Genomic DNA, 16,664 nt, shown 5'->3' on the forward strand with positions numbered 1-16,664 from the left:
ATGTCATTATCCGCGAAAATAAAAGCAAATCCGGTATTGAAAAAGATAGCGCACCGGATGTTGATCCCTGCTAACGATTTCAGGCCAAGATTATGGGTCAGATTGTTTATAAATCCTTTCAAACATAAAAAAGGAAAAGGATCAACTGTGCGGTCAAAGACCAGGATGGATGTTTTTCCTTTCAATCATTTTGAGTTGGGGGATTACAGCATGATTGAAGATTTTTCTACGATCAATAACGGCGTTGGGGACGTAGTGATCGGTACAAAAACGATTATTGGGATCGGTTGCACAGTAATTGGCCCGGTAAGGATAGGAAACCATGTGATGTTAGCTCAGAATATTGTAATTTCAGGACTTAATCATGGTTATGAATTGATAACTATGCCTCCAAGTGAGCAGCAGACGGTTACTAAAAAAATAACTATTAAAGATGAAGTCTGGATAGGCGCAAATTGCGTAATTACCGCTGGCGTGACTATTGGTAAACATGCAATTATAGGTGCCGGGAGTGTAGTGACTAAAGATATACCTGATTATTCGGTAGCTGTTGGAAATCCGGCAAGAGTAATAAAAGTATATAATTTTGAAAATAAGATATGGGAAAAGATAAAATCAAGTTGAGTTTATCTTTCCAAAGCTGAGCGCTATGAAACATCAATATAATCCCGCCTGGATAGATCAGTTTCTTTATACTTATGAAAAGTATGAAGATATAGATCCTGCTGTATTTTCGGCGGTCAATAAGGACCTTGACCGGGTACAAAGTAAAGACCCGCTGGTAAGTGTGGTGGTAATTGCATGGAATGAGGAGATTAATATCCTGCGTTGTGTGGCTTCTTTGTCTAAAATGGTCACTGCTATTCCTTTTGAAATTATTGTAGTGAATAATAATTCAAAGGATAAAACACAGCAAACGATTGATCAGCTGCAGGTGAAGTCTTTTAATGAATTAACACAAGGAGCAGGGCCGGCAAGACAAAAAGGGCAGGAAAATGCTTTGGGAAAATATATCTTAACTGCTGATGCTGACTGCTTTTACCCTGAAGTCTGGATAGATGAGATGATGCGTGTACTGACACAAAAAGACGTAGTCTGCGTGTATGGAAGATATTCTTTTATAGGAGAGCCTGGTTTTCCCCGATGGAAATTAAGGATCCTGGAGAAATTAAAAGATGCCATGGCCGAAATCAGGCATATTAAACAGCCCTATTTCAATACTTTTGGGATCAGTATGGGTTATGTGAAAGAATTTGGCCTCAAAATTGGTTTTATAAAAATCAACAGGAGAGGTGAAGATGGACAACTTTGTATGGATTTGATGCGCTATGGCAAGATTAAGCAGGTAAAATCCAGGAAGGCCAGGGTATGGACAGGGGTAAGAACACTGAGCCAGAATGGATCTTTTTATAATATTGTAATTTCCAGAATCAAAGAAGATCTTAAAAGATTTAAGTATAATTTTATTACGCGAAATTAATATATGTCCACGATGCCAGTGAATGCTAAGGAGAGCCTGTTTGATGATGTTACCCTGCTGATTACCCACTATAACAGAAGTAGCTCTTTGGAACGGTTGCTGCTTACTTTTAAAGAACAGCAGGTTCGTTTTAAGGAGATCATTGTTTCTGATGATTGTAGTGCTGATTTTCATTTGGGCCAGCTGGAGAAGATGGCGCAGGTGTATAATTACAGGTTGATCAAAGCAAAAATCAATGGTGGATTGGGAAATAACCTGAATAAAGGCCAGCTGGAAGTAAAAACACCTTATACTTTGTATGTACAGGAAGATTTTATTCCGCTGCCTGCTTTTGTGGCGCATTTTAATGATGCAATGGACATGATGCATGCAGAAGCAGACCTGGACCTGGTCAGATTTTATGCTTATGGGCCTTATCCTTATTTAAAGCCATATAAAAAAGGTTTCTCCACGATGGTTTATAAGCCATGGTTTACAGATAAAAACAAAATATACAATTATAGTGATCACCCTCATTTGCGCCGTTCTTCATTTTTTGAGCGTTTCGGCCAATATACTGAGGGCATAAAGTCTGACAAAACGGAATATGAAATGTGTTTATCTTTTATTCAAAATAAAGGAAGAGCATTGTTTTATGACCAGTATGATAGTTTGTTCCTGCAGGAAAATTCTTCAGCAGAACCTAGTACGGTGACCAGAAGTAACTGGAGACAAAGTGGGAACCCATTAATTTCATTCGTCAGACTGGTCTACAGACAAATTAAGTACAACTATGACCTTCATCTCAATACCAGGTTCAAAAGACACAAATAATTATGGAAACTAATTCTCGCATATCTGTTGTAGTGGCTTGTGATAATCACTATGTCATCTTAATGGCTGCCTTATTGAAGTCAATTGAAATGAATCATTTGAGTGATCATATCGTTGATGATCATATCTCTAAAACAAATAAGCAAAAGCTTACCGGATCACTGGTCTTAAAAAAGATTAACCTGATCTGGTTAAAAATGAGTGAGATTATTCCGGAAGGGGTGAAACTACCGCTGGTTAACAATTCATATCCGTTAAATACCTACATCAGGCTATTGATTCCTTATTTTATGCCTGAAGAGATTAAAAAAGTTATCTTTTTAGATGTAGATATGATTATGCTGGACGATATCAGTAACCTATGGAATATCGAAATCGGGGATAAGGTGATCGGCGCAGTCAATGACAATGCTGGTGACCATGAGAAAACGATTGCAGAAGGTATAGAAAACTATAAAGAATTAGGACTTGATCCGAATCAGAAATACTTTAATGCAGGTCTTCAATTGATCAATACAAAAAGGTGGCTGGAGCAGGATATTACGCAAAAAACCTTTGATGCGATCAATAATAATAAAAAATATGCTGGTCTGGGAGATCAGTATGGCCTGAATATTTCTTTATGCGGGAACTGGCACGAGATTGACAGAATGTGGAACTGCTTTTCAGTTTGTACAGATCCAAAGCCCAAACTGATCCATTATTTTCATAGAAAGCCTATTTATAAAACTTACGCTTACAACTATAGAGAAGAATTCTTTCATTATCTGAACCTAACCGCATGGAAGGGTTTTAAACCTATCGGAGAAACTACGCGGTATATGAAAAAGATAAATAATATCTTTGAAAAGATTAAACTGTTATTCTAACAAGGCGCTCAATGACTAAGAATTCAAATCAGCTTATTTCTGGTGTTACGTTACTCATTACGCATTATAACAGAAGTGAGTCTTTGTTGCGTTTGTTAAAAACGATAGCCGGGCATGAAATTTCTTTTGAGCAGATTATTGTTTCAGATGACGGCAGTAAAAAGGAGCATCAGGACCGCTTAAAAGGGATGCAGCAGCAATTGGGCTTTACTTTAATCATGGCCCCGGTCAATAAGGGGCTGGGCAATAATATCAACAAAGGTATGGATGCGGTGAAATCTCCTTATATCTTGTATATACAGGAGGATTTTGTCCCTAAAGCTGCTTTTATTACAGCATTAAAAGACGGGTTGGAAATTATGAAATCGGAGCCTCAATGGGACATTGTCCGTTTTTACTCTTTCCCATGGTCACCTTATCCTTATTTAAAGCCTTACAAAAAGGGTTTTTCCAAAATGATATTTAGTTTATGGCCATGGTATACCAATCACCTGAAATTTCATGTTTACAGTGATCATCCGCATTTGAAAAGAGCAGGTTTCACGGAGAAATTCGGGAGGTATTTCGAAGCGCCGAATGGAGATGTGACAGAAATGAAAATGTGCCGGTCTTTCCTGAAAAATGACGGAAAGGCACTCTATTATAAAAACTATAAGGAGTTGTTTGAACATGATAATCCGGAGGATGAACCTGGTCTTTTCAGGCCCGATAAGGTGAAAACAAAAACTTATGCAGATATTAAGCCTTTATATTGGGCATATCTGAAATACAAACTGATGAAGGACACGGTATCTTTTGTACTGAATAAATAGTAACCTATGAGTAATAAAAAATTAGCTATCTCAGGTGCAAAATGGACAACCATTTCAACTGTTGTCAACACCGTGCTTCAATTTGTCCAGATAGCGATTTTGGCCCGGTTGCTGGAGCCGTCTTCTTTCGGTATTGTCAGTATCAGTACGCTGGTAATAACTTTTTTAGGGATTTTTGCCCATTTTGGTTTCTCCAACTCTATCGTTTATAAACAGGAGAGTGACAATAAAGTCTTATCTACTATTTATTTTCTGAACCTGATGATTGGTGCTGCCATGTTTGTGATCATTTACTTCGGTGCACCGCTGCTGGTCATGTATTACAAAGAGCCCCGGTTGCTGGAAGTCCTTCACATTTCTGCTTTTTATTTCCCTATCGTTTTTCTTGGACAGATTTACAATATCCTGCTGGAAAAAGAACTTAAATTCAAATCTCTGGCTTTAACAGAAATTGTATGTTCAATACTGGCTACCACGATCACCATTATACTAGCTTATAAAGGTTTTCAGGCCAAGTCATTGGTATTCGGTCTTTTAGCCGGACAGACACTTAAAATGCTTGTTCAGAATGTAATTGGCCGGGTATATTTTTCGCCGGTATGGTATTTTAAGCTGAAGGAGATTAAAGAACACCTGATGTTTGGTATTTATAATATTGGTGATAGCCTTTTAGGTTTTGCCAATAGCAATATGGATACGATCCTGATTGGTGGTTTATTAGGCGTAAAAGAGCTTGGTTATTATACCATTGCTTCACAGGTTGCGATTTATCCGGTAGCGCGGATCTGCCCGATTATTGTGCAGATCTGTTATCCGATCATGGCCAGGATGAAAGAAAATCTGGAACATCTGAAAGGTGCTTATCTGAAGATTGTTGATTTTCTATCCTATGTAAATATTCCGTTGCTGGCCGGCTTATTTTTAATGTCTGCCAATGTGATCCCTTTAATTTATGGCCCGGGATGGGATGCCACAGTTCCATTGATCAAGATCTTTGTTTTTACAGGGATATTTTCTTGTCTGATGTACCCGCTTTCTACAGTAGCTTATTCTACTGGTAAACCGAAATTACTTTTTTACCTGAACCTGATTACCTTAGTGATCAAGTTTCCATTGATTTATATCATGGCTAAACATTATGGTATTATGGGGATTGCTTATGGATTCTTAACCACGACCTTTATTACGCTGGTAATGAATTTCTTCCTGATCCAGTTTATGGTAGGTGATTTTATGAAAACGTTTCTGGAAAATATTGCCAAGCCGCTTTTATTCAGTGTGGCCATGGCAGTGGTTATCTTGTTATATAAACAATTTATAGGCAATACGGGGACTTTCCATACCATGGCCCAGATTGCTCTGGGTGGACTGGTTTACGCCGGCCTGACCTTAAAATATAAATTGTCATTCGCTGAAATTAAAAACTTAAAGCAATCCTTGTAAGTGAACAGAAGATTATATATTAAGAGTGTCTTCGGCTTAGCTGTAGCAGGTACAGCTTCTTTTTCTATTTTTAAATGGGTGAGCATAAACAGGGCTATCGTCCCTGCTGATCTGGTCCATAAAAGAGATCTTTTGGCGGAGCTTGCGGAACTGATTATTCCTCAGACGGATACGCCAGGGGCGAAGGCTGCAATGGTGCAAGATTATATTATCACGGTCATGCTGAACTGTACGCCTGCAAAGGAGCAAAATAAGTTTATTGATGGCATTGCCGAGCTGGAGGATTATACTGCTGCTCAATATGGTAAAGCGTTTTTGAAATGCAGCCCGTCAGAAAGAAAAGCCGTATTGAAACATATGGCCAAAAATTCATCCGGTTATTCTTACAAGATCCTGAATAAGATTAACAACAAGCTTTTTGGAAAACCATTTTTTCTGAAGCTCAGAGAATTAACTGTAGATGGCTATTGCCAGTCCCAGTTAGGGGCTACGCAAGGTCTTGCCTATGATTATATTCCCCACACTTTTGAAGCCTGTATCCCACTCCTTAAAAACCAGAAATCCTGGGCAACCAAGTAATTATGTACATCAGCGATAAAAACAAGCAACTCAATACTTATGATGCCATTGTAATTGGTTCAGGGATCAGTGGAGGATGGGCTGCAATGGAACTTTGTAAAAAAGGAATGAAGACATTGCTTTTAGAAAGAGGCCGGGACGTGAAACATATTGTAGATTATCCAACTGCAACACTTAATCCCTGGGATTTTAAAGCGGGTCTGAACAATACCATGAAGGACCGGGAGATTGATCCTGTTCAGAGTACTGCTTACAGCCCTGCTGATAAACATTTTTATGTAAGTGATGCGGAGCATCCATATATTCAGGAAAAGCCATTTAACTGGTACAGAGGTTATCAGGTTGGTGGCAGGTCATTGACTTGGGGCAGACAATGTTACCGTTTGAGTGATCTTGATTTTGAGGCCAATCATCAAGATGGTTTCGGTGTGGACTGGCCAATCCGGTATAAAGATCTGGAACAGTGGTACAGTTATGCAGAGTCATTTATTGGGGTAAGCGGGAACCGCGAAAATTTAAAACAGTTGCCGGATGGTGAGTTTTTAACACCGATGGAGCTGAATTGTATTGAAAAGCATTTGGGCGATTCTATCCGCAAGCATGATGAACACCGGTTATTAACGATTGCAAGGGTGGCTAATTTAACCAGGGGATGGGATCACCGCGGCCCTTGTCAAAACAGGAATCTTTGTAACAGAGGATGTCCGTTCGGTGGATATTTCAGCAGCAACAGTTCTACGATTCCTGCAGCCATGGCTACAGGGAATTTAACTTTAAGACCGTTTTCAATTGTTACTGAAATCTTGTTTGATGAGCAGCAGCAAAAGGCCAAGGGGGTTAGGGTAATTGATACTTTAAGTAATGAAGTCTATGAGTTTTATGCGAAGATAGTTTTTGTCAATGCTTCTACTATTGCAACTGCGGGCTTATTATTAAATTCTGTTTCTTCGCGATTTCCTGATGGTTTTGGTAACGGAAGCGGGCAGTTAGGGCATAACCTGATGGATCACCACTCTTCGGCGGGTGCTTATGGGGTGCATGAAGGCTATACAGAACAGTACTACAAAGGAAGAAGACCTTGTGGATTTTTAATCCCGAGATACAGAAATCTTCAGCATGATAAAAGCCTGGATTTTAAAAGAGGCTATAATATCCAGGGCCATGGTGAGCGCCAGGAGTGGATGGACAAAGCGCAAAGTATTGATGGGTTCGGGGAAGATTTTAAGGCACAGCTAACAACGCCCGGCCCGTGGACGATATGGATGGCCGGCTGGGGAGAATGCTTGCCTTATTTTGATAATAAAGTCTCTCTCGATAATTCCCGGAAAGATAAATGGGGACAGCCATTGCTTAAAATTGATTTTTCTTTCCGTGAGAATGAACATAAAATGATGACTGACATTCAGCACACTTGTGGGGAGATGTTCGAGAAAGCAGGGTTCAAAAATATTGATACTTTTAATTATAATAAACCAGGAGGTTCAACCATTCATGAAATGGGGACCGCCCGTATGGGACATGACCCCAAAACATCTGTTTTAAACAAGTTTAACCAGATGCATGAGGCTAAGAATGTTTTTATTACTGATGGCAGCTGTATGACTTCCTCTGCATGTCAGAATCCATCTTTAACTTATATGGCCTTAACAGCAAGAGCAAGTCAGTTTGCTTATGAGCAATTAAAGAAGGGTGACTTATAATTTACAGGGTGGGTTATTTAAGGCCCACCAGGTTTCTGAGTTTTTCTAAGATATTGTAGAACTTCTTTAAATACCTTGAACTTTCACCAATAGGTTTGAAATTCTTCCAGGCCGTCATATTCAGGTAAGAGAAGAATATTTCTTTGTATTTTTCGCTGAATTCGTAAGATTTATAGATAGGCTTTCTTCCGGTAAAATGGATCAGGAATGGTCTTTCTTCTTCCGAGTAAGCAAAACGGTTCCACAGCGGGTCGAGTTCCTGCCAATGCAGTGCGAGCACTGCATTCAGTCCGTATTGATCCTGAAATACAGCATGTTTTTTATGCTGGGTAAGGCAAGCCAATACTTTATTGGTAATGTCTGCTTTTTCCCATTTATCAATATCCAGTACCATTAATCCTGCATTGAAATATTTATTATCGGCTGGTATGCCTAATTCTTCATAATTACTGATCCCGCCCCAACGGGTTACCACCTGTATAAACTGATCCTGAACAGCGCCAACAATGTTATTGCCCAGATCGGTATGCCATAACTTACTGACATCTTCCAGCATAATCATATCTACATCCAGAAAGATAATTTTCTTGATATGTTTAGGGATGAAATGAGGGATGAATAACCTGGTGTAAATATTTAAGGGCAGACTGCTTTTGTCAACAGGAAGCTTTGCATCCTTTGGCAGACATTCTGACATCGCCATCCAATGAATAGAAGTAACTTCCTGGTTGCTGGCATTGCGTATTCTTGTCTTATTTTTAGTGGTAATGCCATCTTCTACGATAAAGAATTCCAGTTTTTCACCGGAGTGATGGTTTACCTCAATAGATTTGATTAAAGCTGCCAGTAAAATAGCATAGTGGTTATCACAAACACAAATTATAGCAATAGGATCCGATTTTTCCATCAATTTAACGTAGTTCTTTTTTTATAAATATATACAATTCAGGTCTTAAACCCATTTCGTTATTTGGTGAGCAGCTGTGCATTAAGTTTTAAAAACTTATACTTCGAATAGAGCCATTTAGCCGCAATAAAAGGGACGCTGTTGCCACTTCTCCATGATTTTCTGAAAGTTGCCGTACTTGGCTCTTCTGCTGAATTTTCTTGTGTCAATAAACCATAATGATCATCATAAAAAAGACATCTGCCTTTGTTTTTGATAAATGCAAAGCTCATCTGCATTTCGGTCTGGTCACCATTGAGGCCTTCAGGGTATCTGCCAAAGTCTTTTAAAAAGGTTGACCTTCTTAAATGGGGATGGTCCCCATAGAGATAAAATTTCAGGTTATTGGTATACCATGGGGCCAGGTGAAATACCTTTTCAGAGAAGCCCAGCTTATAAGGCTCCATATAAGGGTAGGGCGAATAAGAATATAAAGTGACCATATCCCATTTCTTATCTTGCTGCATAATTTGCAGGGCATCGGTAAAATGTTCAGGAAAAGTAGCCTTAGGGACAAAATCTTCCTGTATGTAAAGTGTGTATTCTGTATGGACGTTATCCTGGCCTTTGTTTATATTATTCCCCAATCCTTTGTTAACTGGGGTAGTAATTAACCTGAAGGTATAATCCTGCTGTAATTTTTCAATGTATTGCAATTGACTTTTTTCACTGCCGTCATCAGAAATAACGATGTCATCGAAATGGCAGTTCAACTCCTTAAAAGCCTTTAGAAGCCGCTCCAGCGACTTACATCTGTTGTAATGGGTAATCAGTAAAGTAACGCTTTTAAAATGGTATGGAGTGTTCATCATCTATTAATTGCCCGGCTATTGAATATAAATGTAATAAGTTTGTTTGACAACTAGGCAGATAGAGTGCCAAAAAAAAATCTCAGTTCATAGAGCGAGCTGAGATCTTAAATTATATTTTTTGTTTGCTTATTCAACAGCACCTATAGAAGGAGCAGTTGCGCTTCTTGGCTTGCCATAAAAATCTGTGATTACAAACGGTGTTGGTCTGCCTTTATATTTTGCAGCTGAGTTGCTTGTTAAGTTCAGTGAAGTCTGATCAGTGATGCCGGCTTGTCCGGAGGTTTCATTATATATATTATAAGAAGCGTTCGGAATAACCTCAGCCCATTGTAAAGCGATCAGTTTTTGGTTTGGCATGAAGTTGAAACCAAGGTTGTTGTAAACGTCAACTTTACCGCCCGACATGCCGTATACGTCAACTACAGCCGCTTGCCAATCATTAGACAGGTTTAAATTACCACAGGTATTGTTGAAGATAATCGCATTGGTATAAGTTGTTTTTCCAGGTGTAATTCTATCCGCATAAGCCTGAACTTCAAAACCTGAATATTTACGGGAGTTTAAAACGATGTTATTGTAGATCAGAATGTCTTTTGGTGTGCTGCCAACGGTGTGTCCCCAGGCCCGGATTGCATTTCCCTGGTGGTTGGTCACTAAGTTATCATGAAATCTACCATTTCCTGCAATCTGAAAGATGCCGTTATGGTTGTTATTGCTGGTATTGATATTGTTGATTTTGTTATTGTGGATATTATAATTTTCTACATTCCCCATAAAAACAACTGTACCTACATCAGGCGCATTCTGGAAGTCAATGTTAGCGACCTCAATGTTCTTCACTAAACCATAAACAACCCCGCCTTGAATATATCCCCCGGTAGTCAGGAACTGAGCTGTGTTGTCACAAGACATGTTCAGGAATTTAAGGTCTTTGGAGTAAGATCCTTCTGTTCCATCATAAACATCATTGTATTTAAAGGTAATATCCAGATCACCGATATTTTTAAAAGCTGCATATTGAAAAGTGAATTTGTTCAGGGTACCTGTAATGACTACTGCTCTGTAAGAGTTGTCTCTGAATGAAAATCCTTTAGCCAGTCCCGGAGTCCCGTCTCCGGATATATATACATTTTTTAAATTTTCAAGAGACATGGCATTATAGTTTCCTGCAAGTTCTACAAGCCCGTCATTTTTGAAGGTAATCGGACATCCATCGGCAGAAATTACATTCTTGATATTGATAGAAGTATAGTTCCCTCCTTTAATTTTAATCAAGTCATTGCATTTTACACCAAAGGTTGCACCGTCAAAATTCAAAACTCCGGAACCAGTGCCAATATTAACCGTTCTGTCATAAACAATTGGCGCGGGCGCTTTGGTTGTATCAGGCCCTGATCCAGGAAGAACCACTGAAATATCGGGATTTTCAATACTATTCTTTTTACAAGAAGCTAATAATAGAATCGAGGAAAGAGAAAAGATGAATATAATTGATAATGTTCTCATTTTTAGCGGGATAGTTTTGTGCATTATTTTTTCAACCTGATGCATAGATACACATATTATTTATAAACCAAAGAATATTATTGAGAAAATGGGGAAATTTGGGTAATTATTTCCCGATTTACATTGGTTGCTGTAAATTGGTTAACGCGTTGGAAAGGAGTTTGAATTATTTAGGGTGAAAAAGGCTTATATTGCTAAAACGAAAATTACCATTGACACTGATAAATTTGATGACTGTGGATTTATCATCGTCTGATTATCAGCTGTTTTAGCCTGATCTGGAATAATCATTTTTATTTATGATTAGTTTTGCACTATTTTAGAGCTCTCTTTTGATCAGTACAGCCCATGAAGAATGTGATGCGATGCGAGTTTGTAATTGGAATTAATTTAATTTTTCTATGCGTATAGCACATATTATAATTGCGCATAAAAATCCGGAGCAATTAAATCGTCTTTTGCTAAAGATGCAGCATCCTGATTTTGATTTTTATATCCACGTAGACAAGAAGGTTGATATTAAACCTTATGAATTTCTGGGAGCTATCCAGGGGGTTAAGTTCATACAGTACAGGTCGATTTGTAATTGGGGAGGGTACAGCACCCTTCATGCGATGGTCAGTTCCCTTAAAGAAGTATTGCTCAATCAAACGGAGTATGGGTTCTATAACCTGTTAAGTGCCCAGGATTATCCCTTAAAAAGCAATGCGGAAATTTGCGGCTTTTTTCAGCAAAATAAGGAGAAGTCATTTATCTATTATGAAGGTGAAGGTTCCAAATGGTGGGAAGGGGCGGTCTATAGATTTCAACGTTATCACTTAACTGACTTTAATTTTATTGGTAAGTTCTTTATTGAAAATATGCTGAACAAAATACTTCCACCGCGTAAATTCCCATTGTCGATGAAGCTATACGGAGGCAGCAAGTCGAGCTGGTGGAGTCTCAATAAAGAAAGTGCGGTTTATCTCGCCAATTATTTTGATACAGAAAATAAGATCAAGAAGTTTTTGAAGTTTTGCTGGGGGACGGATGAATTCGTGATCCCGACCATCTTAATGAATTCCCCACTAAAGGAGCGTATTGTGAATGATAACCTGCGCTATATAGATTTCCCGGATGGGATGGCAAATCCAAAAATCCTAAGGCTGGCAGACCTGGATAAAATGCTTTCCTCTCAAATGCTTTTCGCCAGGAAGTTTGATATTGGTATAGATATTGATATTTTAGCTGCAATTGATGAATATACCTCCAACAGTAAACAGGTTTAATCCTGATCAGAACCTGGTTTTTCTTTCTTATGGTGCAGAAACCGAATTTCGCAGGGCTATCTTTAGTATCCTGAGTTTTTATGCCTGGTCGGCTGCCAGTGATATTGAACGGACAAGGATTGTGGTGTATACCGATAAGCCTGTTTTTTTTCAGACTTACCTGGATCAGCCCAACATTGAGTATGTTACCATGACTCCTGAGGTGATGGAGGAGATGCTGGGAGGGACTTTGTTCTATCACCGCAGAAAGATAGCTTCAATTGACATGACCTTTAAGAAGTATCCTGAAAGCAATGTGATTTTTATTGATTCAGACACTTTTTTTACTGGTGATGCGACCGTGCTTTTTAATGGAATAACTAAAGATCATGCTTTTATGCATCAGCGGGAATATACTTTTGAGCAGGGATTAGGGATTTTTAAGAGCTTTAACGAGGGAGAATATCCGGAGGCATTTATCGCTTATATCTCTGACCGTGAGCTGATGATTGGCGGGAAACCAGAAAGGTTTACCAAAAGTGATTATGGCTGGAATTCTGGTGTATTGGGATTGCATAGTAGCTTTTCTACTTATATGCCTGATGTATTCAGGTTAAATGATGAATTCTATGAGAATTCCAGATGGTTTATTAGTGAACAGATTGCCTTTTCGTTAATCTTGCAGCGCAGAAAGATTTTGCAGGCTGCAGATGCGTCTATTCTGCATTATTGGGGTAAACGCCAGAAGGTAATGCTGGATAAATTGCTGGTTGATTTATTAAACAGGTATAAGCTTGCTGAATTAAAAGATAAAAAGCTGATCAAAAGAATAACAACCCATTGGAAGTTCAAGGTTGAGGTTGATATTATTCAGGAAAAAGCAGCGATTGCACTTTCTTTGGGATCATGGTTATATGGGCTGAAGAAAAGTGCACAAGTACTCCTGAAAGATCCTTTTAATCCTCTTTTGTATACGGAGTTAATTGCAGCAGCGAGTTCAAAAAGAAAATAACAAGCTATTGTGGCAGTACTTTCCACAGTGATCCCTCATATCTGAAAGGTTTAAACTGAACGTAATATTTTTCATTGGCAGCAATGAAATCATACGCTTTTTCATAATATTCACAGAGTTTATCCTGTATTTTGACCCTGCTAAAAAAATAACAGGGATAAGAGCTCTCAATTCCATAAAATACCGGAGGAACATGCTGTATAGTGATTCTGTCGGTATCACCGTTATTATAGCCTATATAATCCAGCATCACATAGGGAATCCTGGTCTCCATAACCTCGTTCAGCAATTGATAAGGTTTATCAATATATTGCAGCACACTACAGATCAGAAATAGCTGAGGCTTATTTTCAGCCATGCATTCCTGAATATTGTTGTAGAATTTAATGTGTTCATTTTCAAAGTGTTTCTTTCCTGCTGCTACAAACTTTGGTTGTTCAATAATGCACCACTTTAATTTTTTTAAATGCTTTAGATAGGGGTAATTCTGATAATAGGTGGTGCCCAGGGAGCCACCAAAGTCTATGACTGTAAGCTCATTGTCATTTGTAGAAGCAATGTATAGTAGTGTTTTTAATAAAGGGAAGTTCATCTGGACAGTAGCATAAGCAATCCCGTCCCGCTCATAGGCAATCTCCTTATTTTTAACCTGGTAAGTGGTTTCAATAATCCGGTTCAGGATATGATCTTCATCATAACCTTTACACTGTTGTTTAGCTTGCTCGTAAGTCTTATAATTACCTTTCCAGCCATATTTAAAACTATACCATCTTAAGGTATTTACAATAGGAGGGGCAAGTTCTTTCAATAAATAGAACATCCTTCGTTATTTTAAATGAAATTTATTCATGACCTCAGTAACGCGGAAAATATCTTCCGCTGTATGTGCAAAAGAACAAGGCAGACTAAGCGTTTGCTGATGAATTTTTGCGGAGATTGGATAATCGAAACTTTGGAGTACGTCCTTTAAAGCTACCTGATCCTGAGGGGGTACTGGATAGTGAATTTCTGTACCGATCTGGTGCTCCTGTAAATATTGTTTGAGCTGATCTCTTTTCGGATGCAGAATATTGTAGATGTGATAGACATTGTGAAAATCAGCATCAAGTTTTGGCTTGATGAATGAAGCATTCAAATGCTCATTATAGATTGCTGCCAATTTTCTTTTATGCGCATTGATCTCATCCAGGTGTGGCAATTTAATCCTTAAAAAGGAAGCTTGTAGTTCGTCAAGTCTTGAATTATACCCGATTACGCCATTATGATACTTCTTTTCCGAACCGTAGTTCCTTAATTGTCTGAGCTGATGATAGTCTGATTCAGTACGGCATAAAATAGCCCCTGCATCACCTAAAGCACCTAAATTCTTGGTTGGATAAAAACTGAAAGCACCAAAGTCACCAAAAGTTCCGGCTAATTTACCTTTATATTTTGCCCCATGTGCTTGCGCGCAATCTTCAATTATTTTAAGCTGATGTTGTTTGGCCAGCCCCAGTATAGGATCCATTTCGCAGCATTGCCCGTACAAATGGACAACCATAATAGCCACAGTTTTGGGGGTAATGGCGCGGGCGATCAGTTTGGGGTCAATATTGTAGGTATGACTGTCTGGCTCAACCAGTACCGGCGTTAGCCCGCATTGTATAATAGCCAGAATAGTTGCGATATAAGTATTGGAAGGCACGATAACCTCGTCACCTTTTTGAAATTTGCAGCATTGCAGGGAGAGGATAAGTGCGTCCAGCCCATTGGCTACCCCAACGACATAATTTTCCTGGTGGTAGGCTGCAAATTCCTGTTCAAATTGCGCAACTTCTTCACCCAGTATATACCATCCTTTATCCAGAAAATCAGCAAATTTACTTTTAAACTTTTCTTCAAATGGAAGGTTGAGTATTTTCAGGCTTTCATATGGAATCATAAGGCTCGTAAATATAGTCTTTAGGATCAAATGCTGTAGAAGCCAGTACTAAAAGAATTGCATCTGCTGAAAAGTCGTGCATCACATGCCAGTCTTCAGGCAATAACATTAAACATTTTTCAGGACTGTCTAAATCAAACATCTCTGTCTTTTTTCCGTTGTTATTGGTGATTTTGCAAGATCCTTTGATACATATTGCCGCCTGATGGGTTTCGTGATGTCTGTGGCCTCCGCGATCGGTATCATCTACAGAATAGATATAGAATAATCTTTTAATTTCGAAAGGAACAATATTATCGAGCACTGTCAAAATGCCTCTGCTGTCTTTAAAAGTTTGTATATTAAGTATGTGCGCCATTTGCTAATAAGTTCTTGTCTATTAAATTAAGGATTTCCGGATGGTCGGCCATATTAAACTTCCTTGCAAACAGCATATCTGAAGCTGCAATTTTTTCGAAGTCACTTTCATCTAGTGTTTTTGGGTTAGCTCCGCCAGCTGACCAGTCAATATATCTGTAGTTATTATTGATAACTCTGTCTTTGTATCTGGAATTGAGTAAGATAGTCTGGAACACAAATTCATCACTCGCCCAGCATAACGAGAAAAAGTATTTAAGTTTCTTATCGTTTTCAACTGTGTGTACCACGTGTAAGGCAACTTCAGGGCTCAACATCCAGAACATTGATTTACCGTAAGGATGGAGGTTATAAGGCAGCTTTCTTTTAGGCATGATCCTGTTGATCAGGTTTTCCAGTCTGTATTTCCCGATAAAGTTATAGCTGGTCAGGAAGTATTTTTCCATTCTGATCAGCCCTTCTTTCCAGTCATTTTTGATATCACGGTAACTTAAAAATTCTTTGCCTTTGTGCTGTGCAAAAAAATCATTGATAAAATCAGCTGATTTAACCGGGTAATCCTGTCCGCTCAGAAAATTGATAAAATCATATCGGATACCAGTTTTTGAAATCTCTTTGATACATTCAAAGGTTGCGGTCACGGTACTGAAGCCTGCCCACCTCACGTCAATCCTGTTGTTAATGAAATAAACGTTTGGGGTGTCTTTAAGGAATAAGTGTGGGTTTATGTCAAACTTTTTATCTACATGAATATAGAAGTCAAAATTAGGATGAGATAAACTTTTGATCATTCGCTCTGTTTGTTCTGGACTGGTATAAGTAAGGATCAAATGGGCAATACGCATTTTCTGGTAGAGTTGATGAAGATTTTATGTCTACTGTAACACCGACCCTATAGAAAAAATGGTGCCAGTATTAAAAACAGGTTAAAACGTCGCTTGTTATTTTATACTAATTAATGTTTAAATGCTAATAGGCAATAAAATTAATATTTTATTGCTATGGCTTATAGTCAATTCTAATTGAGAGGTACAAATCGCAATTTTTGCCCAAATTGTAGATACTCTTATACACAAATCTACTTATTTTATAATAATATCATTGTGAAAGGCCTGAATTAAACCAATAGGAGTTGGATTACTTATTGCTTATCAGGATTTAATTATT

Annotated in this window: 17 protein-coding genes; 10 read left to right on the forward strand and 7 right to left on the reverse strand. The window is 38.4% G+C overall.

The genetic code is table 11. The features are described 5' to 3' along the window. The 8 genes from AY601_RS00985 to AY601_RS01020 are packed head-to-tail and all read left to right on the forward strand — an operon-like array spanning position 1 to position 7,696. Positions 1-624 (forward strand): acyltransferase, encoded by a 624-nt coding sequence (locus AY601_RS00985; RefSeq protein WP_068395315.1) that lies wholly within the window; start codon positions 1-3, stop codon positions 622-624. Between the two features lie 25 nt (positions 625-649). Then, the gene (locus AY601_RS00990) at positions 650-1,480 is read left to right on the forward strand and encodes a glycosyltransferase family 2 protein (RefSeq protein ID WP_068395317.1); all 831 of its coding nucleotides are present in this window, start codon (positions 650-652) and stop codon (positions 1,478-1,480) included. Between the two features lie 3 nt (positions 1,481-1,483). Next, entirely contained in the window at positions 1,484-2,293 is an 810-nt protein-coding gene (locus AY601_RS00995) for a glycosyltransferase (RefSeq protein WP_232324674.1), read from the forward strand. Positions 2,294-2,295: 2 nt separating this feature from the next. Next, positions 2,296-3,162, forward strand: a complete 867-nt coding sequence (locus AY601_RS01000) for a glycosyltransferase family 8 protein (protein ID WP_068395320.1) — start codon at positions 2,296-2,298, stop codon at positions 3,160-3,162. A gap of 11 nt (positions 3,163-3,173) precedes the next feature. Beyond that, positions 3,174-3,974, forward strand: a complete 801-nt coding sequence (locus AY601_RS01005) for a glycosyltransferase (RefSeq protein ID WP_068395322.1) — start codon at positions 3,174-3,176, stop codon at positions 3,972-3,974. A 6-nt stretch (positions 3,975-3,980) separates the two neighbouring features. Further along, on the forward strand, positions 3,981-5,417 hold the full coding sequence (locus AY601_RS01010; protein ID WP_068395324.1) for an MOP flippase family protein: 1,437 nt from the start codon (positions 3,981-3,983) through the stop codon (positions 5,415-5,417). Then, complete coding sequence (locus tag AY601_RS01015; RefSeq protein WP_068395326.1) at positions 5,418-5,996, forward strand: gluconate 2-dehydrogenase subunit 3 family protein; 579 nt, start codon at positions 5,418-5,420, stop codon at positions 5,994-5,996. It abuts the gene before it with no gap. A gap of 2 nt (positions 5,997-5,998) precedes the next feature. Then, positions 5,999-7,696, forward strand: coding sequence for a GMC oxidoreductase (locus AY601_RS01020; protein ID WP_068395328.1), 1,698 nt, complete (start codon positions 5,999-6,001; stop codon positions 7,694-7,696). A 13-nt stretch (positions 7,697-7,709) separates the two neighbouring features. Here the strand turns inward: AY601_RS01020 and AY601_RS01025 are convergent, their stop codons facing one another. The 3 genes from AY601_RS01025 to AY601_RS01035 form a co-directional block, all read right to left on the reverse strand. Continuing rightward, positions 7,710-8,603 carry a glycosyltransferase family 8 protein gene (locus AY601_RS01025; protein ID WP_068395329.1) on the reverse strand — a complete coding sequence of 298 codons (894 nt, stop codon included), beginning with the start codon at positions 8,601-8,603 and terminating at the stop codon, positions 7,710-7,712. Positions 8,604-8,662: 59 nt separating this feature from the next. Further along, a complete protein-coding gene (locus AY601_RS01030; RefSeq protein ID WP_068395331.1) occupies positions 8,663-9,454 on the reverse strand; it encodes a glycosyltransferase family 2 protein in 792 nt (263 codons plus the stop codon). A 126-nt stretch (positions 9,455-9,580) separates the two neighbouring features. Then, the gene (locus tag AY601_RS01035; protein WP_157287633.1) at positions 9,581-10,960 is read right to left on the reverse strand and encodes a hypothetical protein; all 1,380 of its coding nucleotides are present in this window, start codon (positions 10,958-10,960) and stop codon (positions 9,581-9,583) included. 401 nt (positions 10,961-11,361) lie between these two features. On the opposite strand from AY601_RS01035, the gene AY601_RS01040 reads away from it, so the two are divergent. Together AY601_RS01040 and AY601_RS01045 are read left to right on the forward strand one after the other, a co-directional pair. Next, entirely contained in the window at positions 11,362-12,228 is an 867-nt protein-coding gene (locus tag AY601_RS01040; RefSeq protein WP_068395335.1) for a beta-1,6-N-acetylglucosaminyltransferase, read from the forward strand. Next, positions 12,197-13,219, forward strand: coding sequence for a hypothetical protein (locus AY601_RS01045; protein WP_068395337.1), 1,023 nt, complete (start codon positions 12,197-12,199; stop codon positions 13,217-13,219). The genes AY601_RS01040 and AY601_RS01045 overlap by 32 nt, the downstream gene beginning before the upstream one ends. 4 nt (positions 13,220-13,223) lie before the next feature. Here the strand turns inward: AY601_RS01045 and AY601_RS01050 are convergent, their stop codons facing one another. Genes AY601_RS01050 through AY601_RS01065 form a run of 4 tightly spaced genes read right to left on the reverse strand, consistent with a single transcriptional unit; the run spans position 13,224 to position 16,342 of the window. Continuing rightward, positions 13,224-14,039: a methyltransferase, TIGR04325 family gene (locus AY601_RS01050; RefSeq protein WP_068395339.1), complete on the reverse strand. Its 816-nt coding sequence runs from the start codon at positions 14,037-14,039 to the stop codon at positions 13,224-13,226. Positions 14,040-14,045: 6 nt separating this feature from the next. Continuing rightward, positions 14,046-15,140, reverse strand: a complete 1,095-nt coding sequence (locus AY601_RS01055) for a DegT/DnrJ/EryC1/StrS family aminotransferase (RefSeq protein WP_068395341.1) — start codon at positions 15,138-15,140, stop codon at positions 14,046-14,048. Beyond that, positions 15,127-15,498: a sugar 3,4-ketoisomerase gene (locus AY601_RS01060; protein ID WP_068395343.1), complete on the reverse strand. Its 372-nt coding sequence runs from the start codon at positions 15,496-15,498 to the stop codon at positions 15,127-15,129. The genes AY601_RS01055 and AY601_RS01060 overlap by 14 nt, the downstream gene beginning before the upstream one ends. Next, entirely contained in the window at positions 15,482-16,342 is an 861-nt protein-coding gene (locus AY601_RS01065; RefSeq protein ID WP_068395345.1) for a beta-1,6-N-acetylglucosaminyltransferase, read from the reverse strand. The genes AY601_RS01060 and AY601_RS01065 overlap by 17 nt, the downstream gene beginning before the upstream one ends. Positions 16,343-16,664 lie beyond the last annotated feature (322 nt).

The organism is Pedobacter cryoconitis, assembly GCF_001590605.1.
Classification (GTDB): domain Bacteria; phylum Bacteroidota; class Bacteroidia; order Sphingobacteriales; family Sphingobacteriaceae; genus Pedobacter; species Pedobacter cryoconitis_A.

Bases quoted from the DNA above. Each gene is read 5' to 3' on its own strand.
- AY601_RS00985 (WP_068395315.1), top strand. From the start codon at position 1: ATGTCATTATCCGCGAAAATAAAAGCAAATCCGGTATTGAAAAAGATA.
- AY601_RS01045 (WP_068395337.1), top strand. From the start codon at position 12,197: ATGAATATACCTCCAACAGTAAACAGGTTTAATCCTGATCAGAACCTG.
- AY601_RS01065 (WP_068395345.1), bottom strand. From the start codon at position 16,342: ATGCGTATTGCCCATTTGATCCTTACTTATACCAGTCCAGAACAAACA.
- AY601_RS01025 (WP_068395329.1), bottom strand. From the start codon at position 8,603: ATGGAAAAATCGGATCCTATTGCTATAATTTGTGTTTGTGATAACCAC.
- AY601_RS01035 (WP_157287633.1), bottom strand. From the start codon at position 10,960: ATGAGAACATTATCAATTATATTCATCTTTTCTCTTTCCTCGATTCTA.
- AY601_RS01000 (WP_068395320.1), top strand. From the start codon at position 2,296: ATGGAAACTAATTCTCGCATATCTGTTGTAGTGGCTTGTGATAATCAC.
- AY601_RS01055 (WP_068395341.1), bottom strand. From the start codon at position 15,140: ATGATTCCATATGAAAGCCTGAAAATACTCAACCTTCCATTTGAAGAA.
- AY601_RS01020 (WP_068395328.1), top strand. From the start codon at position 5,999: ATGTACATCAGCGATAAAAACAAGCAACTCAATACTTATGATGCCATT.
- AY601_RS01005 (WP_068395322.1), top strand. From the start codon at position 3,174: ATGACTAAGAATTCAAATCAGCTTATTTCTGGTGTTACGTTACTCATT.
- AY601_RS01050 (WP_068395339.1), bottom strand. From the start codon at position 14,039: ATGTTCTATTTATTGAAAGAACTTGCCCCTCCTATTGTAAATACCTTA.
- AY601_RS01030 (WP_068395331.1), bottom strand. From the start codon at position 9,454: ATGATGAACACTCCATACCATTTTAAAAGCGTTACTTTACTGATTACC.
- AY601_RS00990 (WP_068395317.1), top strand. From the start codon at position 650: ATGAAACATCAATATAATCCCGCCTGGATAGATCAGTTTCTTTATACT.
- AY601_RS00995 (WP_232324674.1), top strand. From the start codon at position 1,484: ATGTCCACGATGCCAGTGAATGCTAAGGAGAGCCTGTTTGATGATGTT.
- AY601_RS01010 (WP_068395324.1), top strand. From the start codon at position 3,981: ATGAGTAATAAAAAATTAGCTATCTCAGGTGCAAAATGGACAACCATT.
- AY601_RS01060 (WP_068395343.1), bottom strand. From the start codon at position 15,498: ATGGCGCACATACTTAATATACAAACTTTTAAAGACAGCAGAGGCATT.
- AY601_RS01040 (WP_068395335.1), top strand. From the start codon at position 11,362: ATGCGTATAGCACATATTATAATTGCGCATAAAAATCCGGAGCAATTA.